The following is a 20,877-nucleotide window of genomic DNA, read 5'->3' on the forward strand; positions in this document are numbered from 1 at the left end:
CGAGAGTTACTCAGCCGTCAGCAGGTTTGCCACGGTACGAACGCCCAGGCCGGTCGCGCCTGCGGACCACTGCTCAACCGCCGCTTTACGGTAGGTTGCGGAACAGTCGATGTGCAGCCAGCCTTCGTGGTAGTTCTCAACGAAGTGCGACAGGAACCCGGCGGCGGTGCTTGCCCCCGCGGTATTCGCGCCCGCGGTGTTGTTCAGCTCAGCAAAGTTAGACGGCAGCTGGTGGCGGTGGATTTCGGCCAGCGGCAGACGCCAGAACGGTTCGTTTTCCGCGGCTGCGCTTGCCATCAGGCGGGCTGCCAGCTTGTCGTCGAAGGTGAACAGCGCGTGGTAGTCATTGCCGAGCGCCATTTTCGCCGCCCCGGTCAGGGTCGCCATGTCGATAATCAGCTCTGGCTTCTGCGCGCAGGCGTCGATCAGGCCATCGGCCAGCACCAGACGGCCTTCGGCGTCGGTGTTCATCACTTCAACGTTTTTGCCGTTGCGATAGCGAATGATGTCGCCCAGCTTGAACGCATTGCCGCTCACCATGTTGTCCGCGCAGCACAGGTAGAGCTTCACGCGCTTGTTCAGACCGCGGGTGATAGCGAACGCCAGCGCGCCGGTAATGGTTGCCGCGCCGCCCATGTCGGACTTCATGGAGTCCATAAACGCGCTCTGCTTGAGGCTGTAGCCGCCGGTATCGAAGGTGATGCCTTTACCCACCAGGCAGGCAAACACAGGGGCTTCTTTATCGCCGGTTGGGTTGTAGTCCAGCGCCAGCAGCACCGGAGGACGCTCGGAGCCACGGCCCACGGTGTGGAGCCCCATGTAGTTCTGCTCGCGCAGATCTTCGCCTTTGGTGATGCGGTAGGACATGTTGTCCCCCGCCACGCCGCACAGCAGGTCAACGGCGCGCTGCGCCAGCTGCTCAGGGCCCAATTCTTCCGCCGGGGCGTTGATGGTGTCGCGCACCCAGTCGATAATTTTCAGGCGGCTTTCCAGCTCTTTCTGACCGGCAGCGTCCAGGTTCGCCCACTCGATTTTGCGGGTGCCTTTCGGGCCTTTGTAACCCGTCCAGAACGCCCAGCTGCGGTCGGTATCCCAGCCTTCGCCGTCGAGTAACACATGCTTAATGCCCAGCCCGTCGATTTTACGCGCGGCGCGCTGGATCAGCCCCAAATCGTCTTTGCCCGTCAGGTGCAGGGTAATGCCGTCGTTGTTGATGCTGTAGGTGGCTTTCTCGCCCCAGCGTGCGTCTGCGGGCTGGTTCGAGAGCGTAATCTTCATCGCTTCGGTCATTTTATTTATCCTTATTAGCAACTAGCAAACGGGCCGCCTGAAGGCAGCCCGTTATGTTTTTTATTCTGCTTCATCTAACCAGACTAACAGAATCGCCTCCAGAATTTTTTCATTGGATGCGTTGGGATCGTCGTCAAAATCCTCTAAATCGCAGATCCACTGATGCATGTCGGTGAATCGTACGGTCTTCGGATCGAGATCCGGGTTCGCGTCGTAAAGCGCTTCGCCGATTTCACGGCTGTCTGTCCACTTCAGTCCCATATCAATGCTCGCGTGCGTGGTTGATGGTGTAGCGCGGGAATTCCACGACCAGATCTTCGTCGGTCACCAGCGCCTGGCAGCTTAAACGGCTGTCTGGCTCCAGACCCCACGCTTTATCCAGCATGTCGTCTTCGTCTTCGGTGCTCTCGGCAAGCGAGTCGAAACCTTCACGCACGACGCAGTGGCAGGTGGTGCAGGCACAGGATTTTTCACAGGCGTGTTCCACTTCGATACCGTTGCGCAGGGCAACGTCGAGAATGGTTTCACCGGTTTTGGCTTCCAGAACAGCGCCATCCGGACACAGGTCCGCATGAGGCAAAATAACAATCTTTGGCATATTAAACCTCGTCCACGGACTGGCCTTTCAGCGCGACGCGGACAGATTTGTCCATGCGGCGAGCAGCAAAGTCCTGGGTTTGTTTATCAACGTTTTTAATGGCTTCTTCTATTGCGTCAGCGTCATTGCCTTCCGCCACGGCGCTCAGGTGCGCGGCAGCCTCGTCAATAACCTGGCGCTCGGCGGCGCTTAACAGCGCGGCATCGGCAGCGAGCGCGCCGTTCAGGCTTTCTAGCACGCGTGCGGCTTCAACTTTTTGTTCCGCCAGCATACGCGCCTTCACATCCTGCTCGGCGTAGCTCATTGAATCCTGAATCATGGAGGCGATCTCGCCGTCGGTCAGGCCGTAGGACGGCTTCACCTGGATGGACGATTCAACCCCGGTCGATTTTTCCATCGCCGTGACGCTCAGCAGGCCGTCGGCATCCACCTGGAAGGTAACGCGAATATGCGCCCCGCCCGCCGGCAGCGCCGGAATACCGCGCAGCGCAAAACGTGCCAGGGAGCGGCAGTCCTGCACCAGCTCGCGCTCGCCCTGCATCACGTGGATGGACATCGCGGTCTGGCCGTCTTTGAAGGTGGTGAACTCCTGCGCGCGCGCCACCGGAATGGTGGTATTACGCGGGATCACTTTCTCCACCAGCCCGCCCATGGTTTCTAAACCGAGGGACAGCGGGATAACGTCCAGCAGCAGCATTTCGCTGTCCGGCTTGTTGCCGACCAGAATATCGGCCTGGATAGCAGCGCCCACGGCGACCACTTTGTCCGGGTCGATGGCGGTCAGCGGCGTGCGGCCAAAGAACTCGCCCACGCGCTCGCGCACCAGCGGCACGCGGGTTGAACCGCCGACCATGACCACTTCCAGCACGTCGCCTGCATCAACGCCCGCATCTTTCAATGCGCGACGACAGGCCAGCAGCGTGCGTTTAACCAGAGAGGCGATCAGGTCGTTGAACTGGTCGCGGGTGATGTCGCCCTGCCAGCCCGCCACGTTCACACGAACCGACTGCGCATCGCTGAGCGCAATCTTGGCGTCGATAGCCGCATCCAGCAGTTCGCGCTGTACGCGGGCATCGCTGCGGTCGGCAATGCCCGCCTGCTCGCGGATGAAGTCTGCCAGCAGATGGTCGAAGTCATCGCCGCCGAGCGCGGAATCCCCGCCCGTCGCGAGCACTTCGAACACCCCGCGGCTCAGGCGCAGGATGGAGATATCAAAGGTGCCGCCGCCGAGATCGTAAACCGCAATCACCCCTTCCTGACCGGAGTCGAGGCCGTAGGCAATGGCGGCAGCTGTCGGTTCGTTCAGCAGGCGCAGCACGTGCAGGCCCGCCAGACGCGCGGCGTCTTTGGTGCCCTGACGCTGTGCGTCGTCAAAGTAGGCCGGAACGGTGATCACCACGCCGTCCAGATCGCCGCCAAGCGTGGCGGTCGCACGAGCGGCGAGGGCTTTGAGGATATCGGCGGAGACGCGGATTGGGTTGAGCAAACCCGCCGCGGTAGCCATCATCGGCAGGCCGTTTTCACTGGCCTGCAGCTGATACGGCAGATGCGGGTAACGGGTCTGAATATCGCTCAGCGAGCGGCCCATCATGCGCTTAACAGAGCTAATGGTGTTGGCCGGATCGCGTGCCGCGTTGGCGCGCGCATCGTAGCCGACCACATGGCCCTGCTGCTGGTAGTGGACCACGGAAGGCAGCAGATGGCGCCCCTGCTCGTCAGCCAGCGTTTCCGCCTGGCCGCTGCGCACGGTCGCCACGAGGGAATTGGTGGTGCCAAGATCAATACCCACCGCCAGACGACGCTGGTGCGGTGCGGCACTTAAGCCAGGCTCACTAATTTGTAATAAGGCCATAATTGCTTCCGAAATTAAAAATCGAGCAGCTTTTCTTCGAGTTGTTCAGCACTGCTTCGCAGTTTATCGAGAAAACGGAGTTTGCGCACAGTGTCTGCGGCCACGTCCCAGGTCTCGTTGTTCAGTTGCTCCACCATCTGCTGATGGCGGGTATCGTACATGCCCTTCACGCGCTTGATGAAGCTTTCCAGACGCGCTTCGTATTTGGCCTGTTCAATCTCATCCAGCTCTTCACGCAGCTCAAGCTGCTCCATCAGGAAGGCGGTATCGCGCACGGTGTGCTGTTCGCTCGCCAGATCGAAGCCGTGGAGGGAGAGCAGGTATTCTGCGCGGGATAACGGATTACGCAGCGTTTGCCAGGCCTGGTTGATGGTCGCAGATTGCGATACCGCAGCCAACTGCTCTGACGGAGTACCGCTGGCGAATTTATCCGGATGGTACTGTCGCTGCAGATCCTGAAAACGAACCGTCAGCGCCTGGATATCAATCGGGTACTCGGCGGGTAAACCGAAGAGGGTGAAGTAATCCATAACAATCTCAGGGGTAGCCGATTAAAACAAACCCCACGCACAGGTTCCTGCGGTGGGGTTCATCGGATGACGCACGATCAAACGTGGAAGCTTTCGCCGCAACCGCACTCGTCTTTTACGTTCGGGTTCGTGAATTTGAACCCTTCGTTCAGGCCTTCTTTTACAAAGTCCAGCTGAGTGCCGTTGAGGAATTGCAGGCTTTTGCCATCGACCACCACCTTCACGCCCTTGTCTTCAAACACGGTATCGTCAGATGCCGGCTCGTCAACAAACTCCAGTACGTAAGCCATACCAGAACAGCCGGAGGTACGTACGCCCAGTCGCAGGCCAAAGCCTTTACCACGGTTCGCCAGAAAAGAGCTTACTCGCGCGGCAGCGCTGTCGCTAAGGGTAATCGACATACTCAAACCTCAATTATTTTGCTTCACGTTTACTTTTGTAATCCGCAATGGCGGCTTTGATCGCGTCTTCTGCCAGGATAGAGCAGTGAATTTTCACCGGCGGCAGTTCGAGTTCGTCAGCAATATCGGTGTTTTTGATTGCCTGTGCTTCGTCCAGAGACTTGCCCTTAACCCACTCGGTCACCAGGGAGCTGGACGCGATAGCAGAACCGCAGCCGTAGGTCTTGAAGCGCGCGTCTTCAATGATACCTTCATTGTTGACTTTAATCTGCAACTTCATCACGTCGCCACACGCCGGCGCACCGACCATGCCGCTACCTACAGATTCGTCGCTGTTGTCAAAAGAGCCAACGTTGCGCGGGTTCTCGTAGTGATCAATAACTTTTTCGCTGTATGCCATGATTGAATTCTCCTTATGTACCGATTAGTGATGTGACCATTCAATGCTGTTCAGATCCACGCCCTGCTTGAACATTTCCCACAGCGGAGAAAGGTCGCGCAGACGGCCGATGGAGTTACGAACCAGCTTGATGGTGTAGTCAATCTCTTCTTCGGTAGTGAAACGACCTAAAGAGAAACGGATAGAGCTGTGCGCCAGCTCGTCGGTCATGCCCAGCGCGCGCAGCACGTAGGATGGCTCGAGGCTTGCGGACGTACAGGCAGAACCAGATGAAACCGCCAGGTCTTTCAGGGCCATGATCAGCGATTCGCCTTCAACATAGTTGAAGCTGACGTTGAGGATGTTCGGTGCGCCCTGCTCCAGATCGCCGTTCAGATACACTTCTTCCATATCTTTCACGCCGTCCCACAGACGGTTACGCAGCGTGCGCAGGCGCGCCATCTCGGTTTCCATCTCTTCTTTTGCAATGCGGTAAGCTTCGCCCATGCCCACGATCTGGTGAACAGGCAGCGTACCGGAACGCATACCGCGCTCGTGACCGCCGCCGTGCATCTGTGCTTCGATGCGGATACGTGGCTTACGACGAACGTACAGCGCGCCGATGCCTTTCGGGCCATAGATTTTGTGGCCGGAGAAGGACATCAGGTCAACTTTCAGCTGGCTCAGGTCGATAGGCAGTTTGCCCACGCTCTGAGTGGCGTCAACGTGGTAGATGATGCCGCGCGCGCGGCACATTTCGCCGATGGTCGCGATATCTTGTACAACGCCGATTTCGTTGTTGACGTGCATGATGGAGACCAGAATGGTGTCGTCGCGCATTGCCGCTTCGAGCTCTTTCAGGTCGATGATCCCGTTGCTCTGAGGCGCCAGGTAGGTCACTTCAAACCCTTCGCGCTCCAGCTGGCGGCAGGTATCCAGCACGGCTTTGTGTTCGGTTTTGCTGGTGATGATGTGCTTGCCTTTTTTCTGATAAAAGTTGGCAGCACCTTTGATCGCCAGGTTGTCGGATTCGGTCGCACCGGAGGTGAAAACAATTTCACGCGGGTCGGCGCCAACCAGGTCGGCAATCTGATTGCGGGCGATATCGACCGCCTCTTCAGCATGCCAGCCAAAACGGTGTGAACGGGAAGCTGGGTTACCAAAGTTTCCGTCCAGGGTCAGACACTGCATCATTTTCTCGGCAACACGCGGGTCCACCGGCGTGGTTGCGGAGTAGTCGAGATAAATCGGTAATTTCATTGCTCTATAAACTCCGTACATCGCTTCAATGCAAGGAATCAGGCAACCGGCTGGATGTACGACCGAGTACACGGGGTGTTCCCACCCCGGCCTGATTCTGAAATTCTTATCGTTTTACTATGCGCGTAACTTAACGTCGATTGCGTCTTGCGCGCGGGTACTGCGCTGTGATTCATGGCTGTGCTGACGACCAGAAACATCCAGAACTTCCTGGTTATTGACCAGTTCACCCAGGGTGATGTTGTTCAGGAAGCCGGTCAGACGGTCGCTCAGATCGCGCCACAGCGCGTGGGTCAGGCACTTATCGCCGCCCTGGCAGCCGCCTTTACCCTGGCAACGGGTCGCGTCTACAGATTCATCAACCGCGCTGATGACTTCGCCAACCGCAATACTGCCCGCGTCTTTACCCAGCAGATATCCACCGCCCGGGCCGCGAACGCTGGAAACCAGTCCATTTTTACGCAGTCTGGAGAACAGCTGTTCCAGATAAGAGAGGGAGATCCCTTGTCGTTCAGAAATATCAGCCAACGGAACCGGGCCCGCTTCGGAGTTGAGCGCAACGTCCAGCATCGCGGTCACGGCATAACGCCCTTTAGATGTCAGTCTCATGTCTTACTTAACCTCAAACTCGCCCCTGCCCGGGGTTTTTATTGTAAAATTGGGGGTATTGCATAGCAGGGCCAAGTCTGACATTCCTGACTAAAATGGTCAACTATTTACTTGACTGTTTTAGTCAGGTATTTAACCTTCTGTGCCTTCATAACATGGGGCGGTCTGATGCCCTCACCCCGGCCCTCTCCCACAGGAGAGGGGGGAAAACAGACGGCGCTACTCTTTATTCTTCTGCTCAATCGACGCCAGAATTCCGCGCAGGATGTTCAGCTCCTGGCTTTCCGGGCGCGCGCGGGTGAACAGACGGCGCAGCTTATTCATGACCTGGCCCGGGTGGTCGGCGCGAATAAAGCCGGTGGCGAGCAGCGTCTGCTCCAGATGGCCGTAGAAACGCTCAAGGTCGTCCACCAGCGGGTAGGCGGCCTCTTCATGCGGCTCTGCGGTGCCTTTTTCCTGCGCGGCCAGCCATGCCATACGCACTTCGTAGGCGATCACCTGTACCGCCATCGCCAGGTTCAGCGAGCTGTATTCCGGGTTAGCGGCAATCGCGACGTGGTAGTGGCACTTTTGCAGTTCATCATTGGTCAGGCCAACGCGCTCGCGGCCAAACACCAGCGCCACCGGCGCCTGTTCAGCTTCTGACACGCTTTTCAGACCGCATTCGCGCGGGTCGAGCATCGGCCACGGCAGCGTGCGGGAGCGCGCGCTGGTGCCCACAACAAGGCTGCATCCTGCAAGGGCTTCGTCCAGGGTATCCACGATTTGCGCGTTGCCGATAACGTCGCTGGCACCCGCCGCGAGGGCGATGGCCTGAGAGTCAGGTTTGACCAGGGGATTTACCAGCCAGAGGTTGGTTAACCCCATGGTTTTCATAGCGCGGGCGACGGAGCCCATGTTGCCGGTGTGCGATGTTTCAACCAGTACGATTCGAATATTTTGCAGCATAGTTTTTTTGCGTCTGAGGTCAGTGTCGAAGAATATTCGGGCATATTATCATAAACGGGAGACATAATCCGATCCCGCTGCTATACTCTGCGCCGATTTTCCCGTTCTTTAACATCCAGTGAGAGAGACCGATGCATCCGATGCTGACCATCGCCGTGCGCGCAGCGCGCAAGGCGGGTAATGTAATTGCCAAACACTACGAAACCCCAGACTCCGTAGAAACCAGCCAGAAAGGCAGCAATGATTTCGTGACTAACGTCGATAAAGCCGCAGAAGCGATTATTATCGAAACAATCCGCAAATCTTACCCGCAGCACACCATCATCACCGAAGAAAGCGGTGAACATGAAGGTACAGACCAGGATGTTCAATGGGTTATCGATCCACTGGATGGCACCACCAACTTCGTTAAACGTCTGCCACACTTCTCCGTATCTATCGCAGTACGCATTAAAGGCCGTACTGAAGTCGCCGTGGTTTACGATCCAATGCGTAACGAACTCTTCACCGCAACCCGCGGTCAGGGCGCACAGCTGAACGGCTACCGTCTGCGCTGCAGCAATGCACGTGACTTGGACGGCACCATTCTGGCGACCGGCTTCCCGTTCAAGGCGAAGCAGCACGCACCAACCTACATTAAAATCCTGGGCAAACTGTTCACCGAATGCGCGGACTTCCGTCGCACCGGTTCTGCTGCGCTGGATCTGGCCTACGTGGCGACCGGTCGCGTTGACGGTTACTTCGAGCTGGCGCTTAAGCCGTGGGACTTTGCTGCGGGCGAGCTGATCGCACGTGAAGCAGGCGCGCTGGTGTGCGATTTCACCGGCGGTCACAACTACATGTCTACCGGCAACATCGTTGCGGGTAACCCGCGCGTTGTTAAAGCGATGCTGGCAAACATGCGTGACGAACTGAGCGATGCGCTGAAGCGTTAAGCCCGGTAATGCCCTCTCCCTGTGGGAGAGGGCATAATATTTAAAACGGCCTCAACCCTCTTCCCACCGGCACCGCGCTGACCCACATCGTCACCGCCGCCACCAGCAAAATCACGCCGCCTGCCAGCGCAAGCGTTGTCCACCCTACCTGCCGCCAGAGCACCGGCGCTTTGTTGCCGCTGAGTTTTACCGCCAGCTGACGGAAGCTGTGAACCAGCAGCGCCAGCGAGGAAATGGTCAGGGACGTTCCCGCCGCCATCGCCAGCGCCGACGCCATTCCCCAGCCAAATACCCCGATAACCTTACTGAACAGCAGCACCATGATTGCACCTGAACACGGGCGCATCCCCATCGACAGAATAATCATCAGACGCGCGCGCCAGTCGTCGCCGTTCTGGAGCTGCGCCTGCGTCGGCACATGCTGATGCCCGCAGCCGCAGTGGGCATCGTGCACGTGATGCAGGGTGAAGGTTTTGAACTTCGGCTTTTGCAGCAGGACGCGCAATTTTTTCAGCGCCCGCCAGCAAAGAATCAGCCCCAGCACGCCCACCAGCGCGTAGCTCCCCTTCTCCAGCCAGAAGCTGCTCATATGGAGCTGCCGGGCAGGAAGCTGCAGTAGCGACAGCACCACTACCACCAGCCCTATTGCCACCAGCCCTTGCAGCAGCGAGGACGCCAGCGTCAGGCCAATGCTCGATTTCAGCTTTGACGGATGCGTGGCAAGCCAGGTCGCGATCACAATCTTGCCGTGCCCGGGGCCCAGGGCGTGCAGCACGCCATAGATAAAGCTAAACGCCAGCAGCGACCCGCCCGCCTGGGCCGGGTTCTCTGCCACGGCTTTGAGCAGGCCGCTCATCTGCTGGTTAACGTCGCGCTGCCAGACAATGCTTTTCATCATGACCTGCGGCCAGGCCTGCCACAGCCAGAGCGCGCCGCCAGCCGCCAGCAGTAAAAAGAGCGCCAGCGGCCACAGGTGCAGCCAGCGGCGCGGTTTTCGGGTAGCGGACGCGATTACTGACATTGCAGCGTTACCTCCTGCGCAAACTGTTTACCCAGCTCCATGTCCTCCGGCGGCGCGTCTTCCTTATCGAGCGAGATGGCGAAGTTGAGCGTTTCATCGCTCGGTTTAGGAGTATGAACGGAGAGCGTGCAGCTCTTTTGCAGCGCGGGCGGAAGCTGCACGTCGCGGTCTTCTGCGTAGCTCATGTCCACGTAATAAGAGGGATCATAGGTTGAGAAGCGGTAGGTCTGCCCCGCCAGAGGCTGCGGATGGGCCAGCGGCAGGATAAACGTCAGCACCGCCTGATGCCCCTCGCGGGACATGCCGTACTCGGTCGGGCGATTCAGAAACTTAACCTTGTCTCCGTTGTGCCAGAACTCTGTGAAGTAGTGCTGGCCGAGCACGTTCGCCATCACCTCCGCGGCCAGTTTTTTCCAGATCTCGTCCCCGGGCTTTGCGTTTCCGGCATCGTAAAGCAGATCCGCTGACGTTATTTCGTCCATCGTCCAGCGCATTTTCAGGCCGCTGAGCTGCGTACCGTCCGTAACCAGCTCCGTTTTCAGGCTGATAAAACTGTGAGGATGGGCGTGGGCAGTAAAGGTGAAAACCGCCAAAAATAGCGCCCAGGCGCATTGTTTAACTATTTGCATCAATTCCTCACGTCAAAAATTCTGTGATGTTCGCCAGCAATCCTGAAGGAAAGCCCTTCCGCTGCGCTTTCTTGCGCACATCCTTTAGCTATTCTTACCAGACACTCACACTGGATACCCGACAGATGATGACGACGCTTGAAACCCCATCTGTGCTTTCCAGTTCGCAGCGCCGCTGCCAGGTGCTTTTGATGCTTTACCTGCCCGATGCTGCCGTCACCGCACAGAGCATAATGGCGATAAACGGGATGGACGCCGCCGTCGCACGGCAAGATATAGCCGAGACACGCGATGAAATCCAGCGCTATCATCGGCTTGATATCGTCACGCACCCTGATGGCCGCTACCGAATTGAAGGCACCGCCCTGAATCAGCGTTTATGCCTGCTGCACTGGCTGCGCCGGTCGCTTCGCCTTTGCCCGCATTTTGTTGCCCAACAGTTTACCCCGGCGCTTAAAACCGCGCTTAAACGCCACGGCATTGCGCGCCCGCTTTACGATGACACCAACCTGCGCGCGCTGATTAACTTCTGCTCGCGCCGCCTTCAGCGCAATTTCGAATGCCGCGACGTGCAGTTCCTGCAGCTGTTTTTGCAGTACTGCCTGATTCAGCACCATCAGGGCCAGACGCCGCAGTTTTCTCCCGTCCAGCGCAGCTGGGCGCAGTCGCGGGGCGAATACTTTACCGCCCAGGAAATTGTGCGCCACTGGAAACGCCGGGTGCCTCAGCCGCCGCATACCGATGAGCAGCTGTTTCTGGCGCTGCTGTTTATGATGCTGCGCACCCCGGATCCGGTGCTCGATAAGCACCAGCAGGATCAGCGCCTGCGGCGCACGATTGTGCGAATGATTGCCCGCTTCCGGGCGCAGACCGGGATGAACTTCAGCGACGAGCAGGGGCTGACCGATCAGCTTTATATCCATCTCGCGCAGGCGCTTGACCGCTCGCTGTTTGATATTGGCATCGACAACAGCCTGCCGGAAGAGATCCACCGTCTGTACCCGCGCCTGCTGCGCACCACCAAAGCCGCGCTGTTCGAGCTGGAGGCCGAGTTTGGCCTGCGTTTTTCCGATGAGGAGATGAGCCTGGTGGCGGTGATTTTTGGCGCGTGGCTGATGCAGGAAACCGATCTGCATGAAAAGCAGGTGGTGCTGCTGACGGGGGAGGATAAGGCCTGTGAAGAGGTGATTGAGCAGCAGCTTCGGGAGCTGACCCTGCTGCCGCTGAATATTCGCTATTTGGCGCTGCAAACGTTCCAGAAAGAGGGCGCGCCGCGCGAGGCCGCGCTGGTGATTACCCCCTACGCCACTGCCCTGCCGCTGTTCTCGCCGCCGCTGATCCACGCCGTTGAAGCGTTGAACGCGCAGCAGCAAGAACATATCCGCGCCATGCTGGAATCCTGATTACGCCCGCGCGGCCACTTTGGGACGAACGACGATCGCAGGCAGCGCCACCAGCGCCATCACCCAGAACACCCCGTGTCCCAGATGCTGATACAGGAAGCCCGCGAACACGGTCATCACCGCGATGCTACCGCCCATCGCCACGGCGGAATAGACCGCCTGCAGGCGGATAACGTCCCCGCCTTCGCGCGCGGCGATATAGCGCATGGCCGCCAGGTGGCACACGGTAAAGGTACCGCAGTGCAGGATCTGCGCCACGATCAGCCACGGCAGCTCGGTCGTCCAGCCCATAATGCCCCAGCGCGCCACGCCGCAGACCGCGGAAAGCAGCAGCAGGTCACGCGCGCCGAAGCGGCGGAACAGCTTTTTGCTGAGCGCAAAGATAACCACTTCGGCCACCACGCCGAGCGACCACAGATACCCCACCGCCGAGGCTGAATAGCCCGCTCCCTGCCAGTAAATCGCGCTAAAGCCGTAGTAGGCCGCGTGGGCGCCCTGAAGCAGACACACGCAGGCCAGAAAACGCCAGCTCTGCGCGACCAGTGAACGCCAGGCTGGCCAGCCGGCGCTTTCATGATGGCGACTTTCGCCCTGGGGCATGACCGATGGGCGCAGCAGCATTCCCAGCAGCATGGAGGCGATCCCGACGCTCAGCAGCGCAAGAATGGCCTCATAATCGTAAAGGGTGACCAACTTGCCCACCAGCGCCGAGCCAATCACAAAAGCCACCGATCCCCACAGGCGCACGCGGCCATAGTCCATGGTTATCTGCTTCTGCCAGGTATTCGCCAGCGCATCCGTCAGCGGCACCAGCGGCGAGAAGAACAGGTTGAAGCCGACCATCACCACCATCAGCCAGGCAAACTGCTGGCTGACCCAGAAGCAGGCGACAAACACCAGCGTGAGCAGGGCAAGAATACGTACCGCTTTAATCAATAAGGAGGGATCGCTGACGCGCGGCGCAATCAGTAAACTCCCCAGAAAACGCGCCACCAGGCCTGCGCCCAGCAGCACGCCGATAGACTCGGGCGTTAAACCAATTCCCTTGAGCCAGACGCTCCAGAAAGGCAAGAAAATGCCGTAGCTAAAAAAGTAGGTGAAATAGCTGAGCGCCAGCCAAAGCGTGGAATGCAAGACCATGAATCCCTCCTGAAATGGTGGCGATAGTCTGTCGGTAATCCCTGACTTTAGCAAGTCATTAGCGCGCTATAAATTAACGTAAAATTAACATCGCTGACGGCCGGACGGCGTATGGCGGGAGCGGCAAATCTGTATTACGTTTAAACTACATTGCCTGAAGAGGTTGTTTCCTATGAACAGCTTACGCTATTTCGATTTTGGCTCCTCACGCTCTTTTCTGTTATTGATTGCCCGTATTGCGATTGTTGCTCTGTTTATTATTTTTGGCTTTCCGAAAATAAGCGGCTTTAGCGGCACCGTTCAATATATGGCCTCCCTCGGCGCGCCGATGCCGACGCTGGCGGCCATTATTGCGGTGATTATGGAAGTGCCCGCCGCGATCCTGATTGTGCTGGGCTTCTTTACGCGCCCTCTCGCCGTGCTCTTTGCTTTATATACGCTGGGTACGGCGGTGATTGGCCACCACTACTGGAATATGACCGGGGATGCGGTGGTGCCTAATATGATTAACTTCTACAAGAACGTGAGTATCGCTGGCGCGTTTATTTTGCTGGCCATTGTCGGGCCGGGGGCAATATCCCTCGACAGGCGATAAGCCATAAAAAAAGGCCGCAAGCGCGGCCTTTTTTATTTCTGCAAAACAGAAGGATTATGCGTAAACCGGGAAGCGTGCGCAGATATCCAGAACTTTACCTTTAACGCGCTCGATAACCGCGTCGTCATTGATGTTGTCCAGAACGTCACACATCCAGCCAGCCAGCTCTTTCACTTCCGCTTCTTTGAAGCCGCGACGGGTTACCGCCGGAGAACCGATACGGATACCGGAGGTCACGAACGGGCTCTTCGGATCGTTAGGCACGCTGTTTTTGTTCACGGTGATGTTGGCGCGGCCCAGGGCTGCGTCAGCTTCTTTACCGGTCAGGTTCTTATCCACCAGATCCAGCAGGAACAGGTGGTTTTCAGTCCCGCCGGAAACCACTTTGTAGCCACGGTTCAGGAACACTTCCACCATCGCTTTGGCGTTCTTGGCAACCTGCTGCTGGTAAACCTTGAACTCAGGCTCCATTGCTTCTTTCAGCGCCACCGCTTTTGCCGCGATAACGTGCATCAGCGGGCCGCCCTGCGCGCTTGGGAACACGGCAGAGTTCAGTTTCTTATACAGATCTTCGTCACCGCCTTTCGCCAGGATCAGGCCGCCGCGCGGGCCCGCCAGGGTTTTGTGGGTGGTGGTGGTCACAACGTGAGCGTGTGGAACCGGGTTAGGGTAAACGCCCGCGGCGATCAGGCCCGCAACGTGTGCCATATCAACGAACAGGTACGCGCCGATGCTGTCTGCGATTTCACGCATTTTTGCCCAGTCAACGATACCGGAGTAAGCGGAGAAGCCGCCGATGATCATCTTCGGCTTGTGCTCTTTGGCCTGCTTAGCCATGTCTTCGTAGTCAATCTTGCCGGACTCATCAATACCGTAAGGGATGATGTTGTACAGCTTGCCGGAGAAGTTAACCGGGGAGCCGTGAGTCAGGTGGCCGCCCTGCGCCAGGTTCATGCCGAGAACGGTATCGCCCGGCTGCAGCAGCGCGGTGTACACCGCGAAGTTTGCCTGGGAGCCAGAGTGCGGCTGCACGTTTGCGTAGTCTGCGCCGAACAGCTCTTTTGCACGGTCAATCGCCAGTTGTTCAACGATATCAACGTACTCGCAGCCGCCGTAGTAGCGCTTGCCCGGGTAACCTTCCGCGTATTTGTTGGTCAGCTGAGAACCCTGCGCCTGCATTACGCGAGGGCTGGTGTAGTTCTCGGAGGCGATCAGTTCAATGTGCTCTTCCTGACGTACTTTTTCCTGCTCCATAGCCTGCCACAGTTCGGCATCATAATCGGCAATGTTCATTTCACGCTTTAACATCCGCATCTCCTGACTCAGCTAACAAGTAAATTTTTGCCCTGAAAAGGCAGTCCGGTTGGACAACGCGCAACAGTATAACTGAATCGTTCTGTGATAACAGGTCTTGACAAACGATTTTACGCAAACGTTTACCTCCACGCCACGCAAGGGTTTGAGGAATAAAGCTCTCCCCCGATTCAACGGAATTCTTTTCAGGTTTGTGATGCATATTTTTCAAGATGCAAAGAACCATTTACATTGCAGGGGTATTTTTATAAGATGCATTTAAAATACATCATTACAGTAACATTTTAAGGAAGATGCTATGTTAGACGCTCAAACCATCGCGACCGTTAAGGCAACCATTCCCCTGCTGGTTGAAACGGGCCCTAAGCTTACCGCCCATTTTTACGATCGCATGTTCACGCACAATCCGGAGCTCAAAGAGATTTTCAACATGAGCAACCAGCGCAACGGCGATCAGCGCGAAGCCCTGTTCAACGCGATTGCGGCCTACGCCAGCAATATCGACAACCTGGCGGCCCTGCTGCCTGCGGTAGAGAAAATCGCGCAGAAACATACCAGCTTCCAGATTAAACCCGAGCAGTACAACATCGTCGGCGCTCACCTGCTGGCGACGCTGGACGAGATGTTCAGCCCGGGTCAGGAGGTGCTGGACGCCTGGGGTAAAGCCTACGGCGTGCTGGCGAGCGTATTTATCAACCGTGAAGCGCAGATCTACAGCGAAAATGCGAGCAAGAACGGCGGCTGGGAAGGCACCCGCGCGTTCCGCATCGTCGCGAAAACCCCGCGCAGCGCGCTGATTACCAGCTTTGAATTCGAGCCTGTCGACGGCCAGCCGGTAGCGGACTATCAGCCGGGTCAGTATCTGGGCGTGTGGCTCAAGCCGGAAGGCTTCCCGCATCAGGAGATCCGCCAGTATTCCCTTACCCGCAAACCCGACGGTAAAGGCTACCGCATTGCGGTTAAACGCGAAGACGGCGGTCAGGTATCGACCTGGCTGCACAATGAGGCGAACGTGGGCGACGTGGTGCATCTGGCGGCGCCAGCGGGTGATTTCTTTATGGCGGTTGAGGCGAATACGCCGGTCACGCTGATTTCCGCGGGCGTGGGCCAAACGCCAATGCTGGCGATGCTGGACACGCTGGCGCACGCGCGCCACGGTGCGCAGGTGAACTGGTTCCACGCGGCGGAGAACGGCGACGTTCACGCGTTTGCCGATGAGGTGAAGGCGCTGGCGGGGAGCTTGCCGCGATTTAGCGCGCATACCTGGTATCGCCTGCCGACGGAGGCGGATCGCGCGGCGGCTCGCTTTGACAGCGAAGGGCTTATGGATTTACGCCAGCATGAAGGGGCGTTTAGCGCACCGGACATGCAGTTTTACGTCTGCGGGCCGGTGGCGTTTATGCAGTTTGCCGCGAAGCAGCTCGTGGAGCTTGGAGTGAATAAGGACAACATTCATTACGAATGCTTCGGCCCGCACAAGGTGCTGTAATAAAAAAGCCCCTCTTTGAGGGGCTTTTTTTTCGCCGGGAGGCCGCTGCGCCTTGCCCGGCCCGTAAAACCGCGGGCAATGTTAGATCGCGGCGTCGTCTTCTTCACCGGTACGGATACGAATGACCCGCGCCACGTCGAAGACGAAGATCTTGCCGTCGCCAATCTTACCGGTCTGCGCCGTGCGGATAATCGTATCCACGCAGGTATCCACAATATCGTCACTCACCACGATTTCGATTTTCACTTTTGGCAGAAAGTCGACCATATACTCTGCACCGCGGTACAGTTCGGTATGCCCTTTCTGGCGACCAAAACCTTTCACTTCCGTCACTGTCATCCCGGTGATGCCAACTTCTGCCAGCGCTTCACGTACATCATCCAGTTTGAAAGGTTTAATAATCGCATCAATCTTTTTCATGGTGGGTCCTTAAACTCTTGCCAGTAAGCTGCCTCGTAATCGGTTGCTCACAGTATCATATTCATTCTGATTTTGCGGTACTACTCTTTAAAATCGTTCGCTTCCAGCTCGTGGCGGGACAGCAGTTTGTAGAACTCGGTGCGGTTGCGCCCGGCCATCCGCGCGGCGTGGGTCACGTTGCCTTTGGTTATTTGCAGCAGCTTGCGCAGGTAGTTCAGCTCAAACTGGTTTCGCGCTTCGGCGAAGGTCGGCAGCGCGGTATTCTCCCCTTCCAGCGCCTGCTCCACCAGCGCATCGCTGATTACCGGCGAGGAGGTGAGCGCCACGCACTGCTCAATAACGTTCACCAGCTGGCGCACGTTCCCCGGCCAGCCGGCGGTCATCAGGCGCTTCATCGCATCCGTTGAGAAGGCGCGCACGAACGGCTTGTGGCGATCGGCGGCCTGGCGCAGCAGATGGTTCGCCAGCAGCGGGATATCTTCCGCACGCTCGGCAAGGGCCGGAATTTTCAGGTTCACCACGTTCAGGCGATAGTAAAGATCTTCGCGGAACTCGTTGCGCGCCATCACCTTCGGCAGATCCCGGTGGGTCGCAGATATGATTCGCACGTTGATGTCGATGTCGCGGTTGCTGCCGAGCGGGCGCACCTTGCGCTCCTGCAATACGCGCAGCAGCTTGACCTGCAGCGGCGCGGGCATATCGCCGATCTCATCCAGGAAGAGCGTGCCGCCCTCTGCCGCCTGGAACAGCCCTTCCCTGCTGCTCACCGCGCCGGTAAAGGCGCCGCGGGCGTGGCCGAAGAGTTCGGACTCCAGCAGCTGCTCCGGCAATGCCCCGCAGTTGATGGCGATAAAGGCATTTTTACTGCGCGGGCTGGCGTTGTGAATCGCCTGAGCGAGGATCTCTTTCCCCGTCCCGCTTTGGCCGTTAATCAGCACGCTGACGTCGGACTGCGCCACCATCCGCGCCTGTTCGAGCAGGCGCAGCATGATAGGGCTGCGGGTGACGATGGATTCGCGCCAGGCCTCGTCAGAGGAAGGGGCGGCGTGTTCCAGCGCGCTGTCGATCGCCTTGTAGAGCGCGTCTTTATCCACCGGCTTGGTGAGGAAACTGAACACCCCCTGCTGGGTCGCGGCGACCGCGTCCGGGATCGAGCCGTGGGCGGTGAGGATGATGACCGGCATTCCCGGCTGCTGCTTTTGGATCTCGGTAAACAGCTGCATCCCGTCCATCTCGTCCATGCGCAGGTCGCTGATCACAAGGTCGATCTTCTCGCGATTGAGCACCTTCAGCCCTTCCTGCCCGCTTTCGGCGGTCACAACGCTGTAGCCTTCGCTGACCAGACGCATCCCGAGCAGTTTTAATAATCCCGGATCGTCGTCCACCAGCAGGAGATGGGCAGGTTTGCGGCTTGTCATGGCTTCTCGTCCTCTTGTTTCTGCGCGTCCGCGTCCGGCGCCGGGGCGGCGCTGCCTTTCGATCCATCAGGCAGATAGTTGCCTGCCGGCTTACGCGTTGAGAGCTGTCTTTCGATATCGGTCAGGTTTTCCAGCTTGCGCGTGGTGGTGTCAAGCTGCGCGCGCAGGTGCTCCTGCTGCTGGCGAAGGGTATCCAGCTCGGCATCGGAAGACTGCTGCAGCTTGCTGTAGCGCGAGCGCTCCTCGGCCAGCTGAAGCTGCTGCACCTGTCCGTCGCGCCAGAGCTGATACACCGGGCGAACCTGCCCAGGGATGCTCGCGGCAAGCGCGTCCAGGCGCGACGTGTTGTTCCGGCGCTCAACGGGGGTGATTTTGGCGTCAGCCATTAATATCGCCCGCTTGAAAACAGCCTGCCAGGTTTCGTCGTCCCACATCGCCGCCTGCGCCCGGGCGGTGGCAGGCGAAAGACGCTTCGAGCAGTCCATGCCGCGCAGCCAGAACAGCGGGTTCGATTCAACGTCGTGTCCCGATAAATTCCAGATATCGTCGCAGCGGGTGGTCAGAAAATCGGCCAGCTGATTCTCAGGCCACGTGGCTTCTTTTTTGTCGCTAATTGCACTCGAGGGTGCATGGGTAACACAGCCTGCCAGCAGCAGAGCGGGCAAACCGAGGCGTAATTTTTTGCTGGAAAACACCGCGCGCGCTGCGCGGAAAAAGACGTGTGACATACTCACCAGACATAGATTCATTTCATTGATTTTTCCGGCTCAAGAGGCAGTTCGATACGGAAGCAGACGTCCGAGCGATCGTCACGGGCGATATGAAGCTCGCCCTGCATCCGTCTTATGCAGTCCCGGGCGATACTCAGGCCCAGACCGCTTCCTTTTACCGCACCTTTTCGCTGATGACTCCCCTGGAAAAATGGCTCAAATATCATCGCCTTTTCCTCATCAGGGATCGGGGTTCCCGTATTCGCTACATCTATTAACACCCGCGAGCCATGGGTATAGCTACGAATATAAATGTTACCGGATTCAGTACCATAGTGCACCGCATTGGAATAAAGATTATCCAGCACGCTCATCAGCAGCATCGGCTCTGCCAGGCAGGCGGGCTCGCTGAGTTCCACGTCGGTATGCATCATTTTAGCTCGTGCTGGCAGGCTATGGGCGGAGATCACCATATCCACCAGCGGTGCAATCTCGACTTTTTCCAGCACCACCGCGCCGTCCGCCAGCTTGCGGTTGTAATCCAGCAGCTGCTCAATGAGCTTTTGCAGATTGCGGCTGCTGGCGTCGAGGATCTCGACAATCTCTTTTTGCTCCGCCGACAGCGGCCCCGCCACCTCGTCCGCCAGAAGCTCCGTGCCTTCGCGCATGCTGGCGAGCGGCGTTTTCAGCTCGTGGGAGATATGGCGTAAAAACTGATGGCGCTGCGATTCCAGCCAGGCAAGGCGTTCTGACAGCCAGATAATGCGCTGCCCCACCGAGCGCAGCTCGCGCGGGCCTTTGAAGGTGACCGTATCGCCGAGGGATTTGCCCTCGCCCAGGCGGTTAATCATGCGCTGAATGCCCTTTACCGGGCCGATGATCATGCGGGTGAAGAGTAATACCAGCCCGAGGCTGACCAGGAACAGCACCAGCGCCTGCCAGCCGAAGAACTGGCCGCGTTCGGCAATCTCCTGCTGCAGCTGCTGTCCACGCGAAAAGACCACCGTGCGCGTGGCCTGCACCATGTCGGTATTGGCGTTGGCGAAGGCCTCAAGACGCGCGGCGGCGGCGGCATCCGGCCCGCTGTTTTTACACTGGAGCTGGGCAAGATCGTTCAGATCCTGACGCAGCGCCTGATAGAGCTTGTCGTCGGGCAGCACGCCCGCGTGCGCATCCAGCATTTCGCTGTAGCGCTTGCGCTGATTTTGATAGACCTTTTCCAGGGTGCGGTCGTCCAGCACGCAGTACTGGCGATAGCTGCGCTCCATCTCCAGCGCGGCGTTGGTCATCGCTTCGCTGCGCCTGGCGTCAATCAGCGTGGTGCGGTTGGTCAGCGCCGCCTGGGCGCTCAGCGCGTTCAGGCTTTGCCACGCCTGCCACGCCAGCACCAGCAGCGGGAGCAGGATCAGCAGGAACGCCATCATAACGAGCTGTCGCAGCGAGCGGGGGAAAACGGGCCAGCGTTTCAACACATTACTCTCTCAATGTGGGTTTCAGGAGAGCGTAACGAGTCTGCCCTTCAGATACAACAAAGCCGGGTAAAAACCCGGCTTTGCTATGGAATGAGGCGGTGCCTAACTCGACGTTTCGCCCGGGCCTGATAAGCATACGCTTTTATCAGTAGTTGGACGGCAGGCACCTTTTTGTGCGTCATTCGAAGTTTATGTAGCACGTCCCGAAGGGGCTGACATAAGAAGGTGAATGAGCCACTGCTCAGTATTATGCAACAGCTGTGCCACAATTGAAAACAAATAATTATCTTTATGATATTTAATGATTTTTATAGTAAATGACGTTAATTAGCGGTTGAACGATTTTCAGCCTAAGTGTCGCTAATCAGCAACACCTTAAAAGCAACTTAACCACTACTATACAAATCAATAACTTAAGTGTCTCCATTTAGAGACAGGGCAATTATCCGTTTGTCGCGTTTTTG

Annotated in this window: 22 protein-coding genes; 4 read left to right on the plus strand and 18 right to left on the minus strand. The window is 57.8% G+C overall.

Annotated elements, in window-relative coordinates; translation table 11 throughout:
- Positions 1-6 precede the first annotated feature (6 nt).
- From pepB to trmJ, 10 genes are all read right to left on the minus strand, one after another.
- Positions 7-1,290, minus strand: a complete 1,284-nt coding sequence (pepB, locus tag AB6V08_RS20935) for an aminopeptidase PepB (RefSeq protein WP_368544724.1) — start codon at positions 1,288-1,290, stop codon at positions 7-9.
- A 60-nt stretch (positions 1,291-1,350) separates the two neighbouring features.
- Complete coding sequence (gene iscX, locus AB6V08_RS20940) at positions 1,351-1,551, minus strand: Fe-S cluster assembly protein IscX (RefSeq protein WP_003860650.1); 201 nt, start codon at positions 1,549-1,551, stop codon at positions 1,351-1,353.
- Position 1,552: 1 nt separating this feature from the next.
- Positions 1,553-1,888 carry an ISC system 2Fe-2S type ferredoxin gene (fdx, locus tag AB6V08_RS20945; RefSeq protein WP_014071345.1) on the minus strand — a complete coding sequence of 112 codons (336 nt, stop codon included), beginning with the start codon at positions 1,886-1,888 and terminating at the stop codon, positions 1,553-1,555.
- A 1-nt stretch (position 1,889) separates the two neighbouring features.
- On the minus strand, positions 1,890-3,740 hold the full coding sequence (gene hscA, locus AB6V08_RS20950) for a Fe-S protein assembly chaperone HscA (RefSeq protein ID WP_368544725.1): 1,851 nt from the start codon (positions 3,738-3,740) through the stop codon (positions 1,890-1,892).
- 14 nt (positions 3,741-3,754) lie between these two features.
- Positions 3,755-4,270 (minus strand): co-chaperone HscB, encoded by a 516-nt coding sequence (gene hscB / locus AB6V08_RS20955; RefSeq protein WP_368544727.1) that lies wholly within the window; start codon positions 4,268-4,270, stop codon positions 3,755-3,757.
- A 77-nt stretch (positions 4,271-4,347) separates the two neighbouring features.
- A complete protein-coding gene (iscA, locus tag AB6V08_RS20960) occupies positions 4,348-4,671 on the minus strand; it encodes an iron-sulfur cluster assembly protein IscA (RefSeq protein ID WP_003860659.1) in 324 nt (107 codons plus the stop codon).
- A gap of 13 nt (positions 4,672-4,684) precedes the next feature.
- Positions 4,685-5,071 (minus strand): Fe-S cluster assembly scaffold IscU, encoded by a 387-nt coding sequence (gene iscU / locus AB6V08_RS20965; RefSeq protein ID WP_005120408.1) that lies wholly within the window; start codon positions 5,069-5,071, stop codon positions 4,685-4,687.
- A 24-nt stretch (positions 5,072-5,095) separates the two neighbouring features.
- Entirely contained in the window at positions 5,096-6,310 is a 1,215-nt protein-coding gene (iscS, locus tag AB6V08_RS20970; protein ID WP_003860663.1) for a cysteine desulfurase, read from the minus strand.
- A 117-nt stretch (positions 6,311-6,427) separates the two neighbouring features.
- Complete coding sequence (gene iscR, locus AB6V08_RS20975; protein WP_006176693.1) at positions 6,428-6,919, minus strand: Fe-S cluster assembly transcriptional regulator IscR; 492 nt, start codon at positions 6,917-6,919, stop codon at positions 6,428-6,430.
- 219 nt (positions 6,920-7,138) lie between these two features.
- Positions 7,139-7,867 (minus strand): tRNA (cytosine(32)/uridine(32)-2'-O)-methyltransferase TrmJ, encoded by a 729-nt coding sequence (trmJ, locus tag AB6V08_RS20980; protein WP_368544730.1) that lies wholly within the window; start codon positions 7,865-7,867, stop codon positions 7,139-7,141.
- A 131-nt stretch (positions 7,868-7,998) separates the two neighbouring features.
- Here trmJ and suhB point away from each other — a divergent pair, with 131 nt between their 5' ends.
- The gene (suhB, locus tag AB6V08_RS20985) at positions 7,999-8,802 is read left to right on the plus strand and encodes an inositol-1-monophosphatase (protein WP_368544732.1); all 804 of its coding nucleotides are present in this window, start codon (positions 7,999-8,001) and stop codon (positions 8,800-8,802) included.
- Positions 8,803-8,842: 40 nt separating this feature from the next.
- On the opposite strand, the gene AB6V08_RS20990 is transcribed toward suhB, so the two are convergent.
- Both AB6V08_RS20990 and AB6V08_RS20995 read right to left on the minus strand, forming a co-directional pair.
- Entirely contained in the window at positions 8,843-9,823 is a 981-nt protein-coding gene (locus tag AB6V08_RS20990; RefSeq protein ID WP_368544734.1) for a nickel/cobalt transporter, read from the minus strand.
- Entirely contained in the window at positions 9,814-10,452 is a 639-nt protein-coding gene (locus AB6V08_RS20995) for a DUF1007 family protein (protein ID WP_368544735.1), read from the minus strand. The genes AB6V08_RS20990 and AB6V08_RS20995 overlap by 10 nt, the downstream gene beginning before the upstream one ends.
- Positions 10,453-10,577: 125 nt before the next feature.
- On the opposite strand from AB6V08_RS20995, the gene csiE reads away from it, so the two are divergent.
- The gene (gene csiE, locus AB6V08_RS21000; RefSeq protein ID WP_368544736.1) at positions 10,578-11,855 is read left to right on the plus strand and encodes a stationary phase inducible protein CsiE; all 1,278 of its coding nucleotides are present in this window, start codon (positions 10,578-10,580) and stop codon (positions 11,853-11,855) included.
- Here csiE and AB6V08_RS21005 read toward each other — a convergent pair whose 3' ends face one another.
- Positions 11,856-12,995, minus strand: a complete 1,140-nt coding sequence (locus tag AB6V08_RS21005; RefSeq protein WP_368544737.1) for a 3-phenylpropionate MFS transporter — start codon at positions 12,993-12,995, stop codon at positions 11,856-11,858.
- 172 nt (positions 12,996-13,167) lie between these two features.
- On the opposite strand from AB6V08_RS21005, the gene AB6V08_RS21010 reads away from it, so the two are divergent.
- Positions 13,168-13,590, plus strand: coding sequence for a DoxX family protein (locus tag AB6V08_RS21010; RefSeq protein ID WP_368544738.1), 423 nt, complete (start codon positions 13,168-13,170; stop codon positions 13,588-13,590).
- A gap of 54 nt (positions 13,591-13,644) precedes the next feature.
- Here the strand turns inward: AB6V08_RS21010 and glyA are convergent, their stop codons facing one another.
- The gene (gene glyA, locus AB6V08_RS21015; protein ID WP_061097380.1) at positions 13,645-14,898 is read right to left on the minus strand and encodes a serine hydroxymethyltransferase; all 1,254 of its coding nucleotides are present in this window, start codon (positions 14,896-14,898) and stop codon (positions 13,645-13,647) included.
- Positions 14,899-15,202: 304 nt separating this feature from the next.
- Between glyA and hmpA the strand changes: the two genes are divergently transcribed.
- Positions 15,203-16,393 (plus strand): NO-inducible flavohemoprotein, encoded by a 1,191-nt coding sequence (gene hmpA / locus AB6V08_RS21020; RefSeq protein WP_368544739.1) that lies wholly within the window; start codon positions 15,203-15,205, stop codon positions 16,391-16,393.
- A gap of 81 nt (positions 16,394-16,474) precedes the next feature.
- Here the strand turns inward: hmpA and glnB are convergent, their stop codons facing one another.
- The 4 genes from glnB to qseE form a co-directional block, all read right to left on the minus strand.
- On the minus strand, positions 16,475-16,813 hold the full coding sequence (gene glnB, locus AB6V08_RS21025; RefSeq protein ID WP_003860685.1) for a nitrogen regulatory protein P-II: 339 nt from the start codon (positions 16,811-16,813) through the stop codon (positions 16,475-16,477).
- 80 nt (positions 16,814-16,893) lie between these two features.
- Positions 16,894-18,231 carry a two-component system response regulator GlrR gene (gene glrR, locus AB6V08_RS21030; protein WP_368544740.1) on the minus strand — a complete coding sequence of 446 codons (1,338 nt, stop codon included), beginning with the start codon at positions 18,229-18,231 and terminating at the stop codon, positions 16,894-16,896.
- Positions 18,228-18,980: a two-component system QseEF-associated lipoprotein QseG gene (qseG, locus tag AB6V08_RS21035; RefSeq protein ID WP_368544741.1), complete on the minus strand. Its 753-nt coding sequence runs from the start codon at positions 18,978-18,980 to the stop codon at positions 18,228-18,230. The genes glrR and qseG overlap by 4 nt, the downstream gene beginning before the upstream one ends.
- Positions 18,977-20,410: a two component system sensor histidine kinase QseE/GlrK gene (gene qseE / locus AB6V08_RS21040; RefSeq protein ID WP_368544742.1), complete on the minus strand. Its 1,434-nt coding sequence runs from the start codon at positions 20,408-20,410 to the stop codon at positions 18,977-18,979. The genes qseG and qseE overlap by 4 nt, the downstream gene beginning before the upstream one ends.
- Positions 20,411-20,877 lie beyond the last annotated feature (467 nt).

The organism is Enterobacter soli, assembly GCF_964208575.1.
In the GTDB taxonomy this organism is placed as follows: Bacteria; Pseudomonadota; Gammaproteobacteria; order Enterobacterales; family Enterobacteriaceae; genus Enterobacter; species Enterobacter soli_A.

Bases quoted from the DNA above. Each gene is read 5' to 3' on its own strand.
- pepB (WP_368544724.1), bottom strand. From the start codon at position 1,290: ATGACCGAAGCGATGAAGATTACGCTCTCGAACCAGCCCGCAGACGCA.
- iscX (WP_003860650.1), bottom strand. From the start codon at position 1,551: ATGGGACTGAAGTGGACAGACAGCCGTGAAATCGGCGAAGCGCTTTAC.
- fdx (WP_014071345.1), bottom strand. From the start codon at position 1,888: ATGCCAAAGATTGTTATTTTGCCTCATGCGGACCTGTGTCCGGATGGC.
- hscA (WP_368544725.1), bottom strand. From the start codon at position 3,740: ATGGCCTTATTACAAATTAGTGAGCCTGGCTTAAGTGCCGCACCGCAC.
- hscB (WP_368544727.1), bottom strand. From the start codon at position 4,270: ATGGATTACTTCACCCTCTTCGGTTTACCCGCCGAGTACCCGATTGAT.
- iscA (WP_003860659.1), bottom strand. From the start codon at position 4,671: ATGTCGATTACCCTTAGCGACAGCGCTGCCGCGCGAGTAAGCTCTTTT.
- iscU (WP_005120408.1), bottom strand. From the start codon at position 5,071: ATGGCATACAGCGAAAAAGTTATTGATCACTACGAGAACCCGCGCAAC.
- iscS (WP_003860663.1), bottom strand. From the start codon at position 6,310: ATGAAATTACCGATTTATCTCGACTACTCCGCAACCACGCCGGTGGAC.
- iscR (WP_006176693.1), bottom strand. From the start codon at position 6,919: ATGAGACTGACATCTAAAGGGCGTTATGCCGTGACCGCGATGCTGGAC.
- trmJ (WP_368544730.1), bottom strand. From the start codon at position 7,867: ATGCTGCAAAATATTCGAATCGTACTGGTTGAAACATCGCACACCGGC.
- suhB (WP_368544732.1), top strand. From the start codon at position 7,999: ATGCATCCGATGCTGACCATCGCCGTGCGCGCAGCGCGCAAGGCGGGT.
- AB6V08_RS20990 (WP_368544734.1), bottom strand. From the start codon at position 9,823: ATGTCAGTAATCGCGTCCGCTACCCGAAAACCGCGCCGCTGGCTGCAC.
- AB6V08_RS20995 (WP_368544735.1), bottom strand. From the start codon at position 10,452: ATGCAAATAGTTAAACAATGCGCCTGGGCGCTATTTTTGGCGGTTTTC.
- csiE (WP_368544736.1), top strand. From the start codon at position 10,578: ATGATGACGACGCTTGAAACCCCATCTGTGCTTTCCAGTTCGCAGCGC.
- AB6V08_RS21005 (WP_368544737.1), bottom strand. From the start codon at position 12,995: ATGGTCTTGCATTCCACGCTTTGGCTGGCGCTCAGCTATTTCACCTAC.
- AB6V08_RS21010 (WP_368544738.1), top strand. From the start codon at position 13,168: ATGAACAGCTTACGCTATTTCGATTTTGGCTCCTCACGCTCTTTTCTG.
- glyA (WP_061097380.1), bottom strand. From the start codon at position 14,898: ATGTTAAAGCGTGAAATGAACATTGCCGATTATGATGCCGAACTGTGG.
- hmpA (WP_368544739.1), top strand. From the start codon at position 15,203: ATGTTAGACGCTCAAACCATCGCGACCGTTAAGGCAACCATTCCCCTG.
- glnB (WP_003860685.1), bottom strand. From the start codon at position 16,813: ATGAAAAAGATTGATGCGATTATTAAACCTTTCAAACTGGATGATGTA.
- glrR (WP_368544740.1), bottom strand. From the start codon at position 18,231: ATGACAAGCCGCAAACCTGCCCATCTCCTGCTGGTGGACGACGATCCG.
- qseG (WP_368544741.1), bottom strand. From the start codon at position 18,980: ATGAATCTATGTCTGGTGAGTATGTCACACGTCTTTTTCCGCGCAGCG.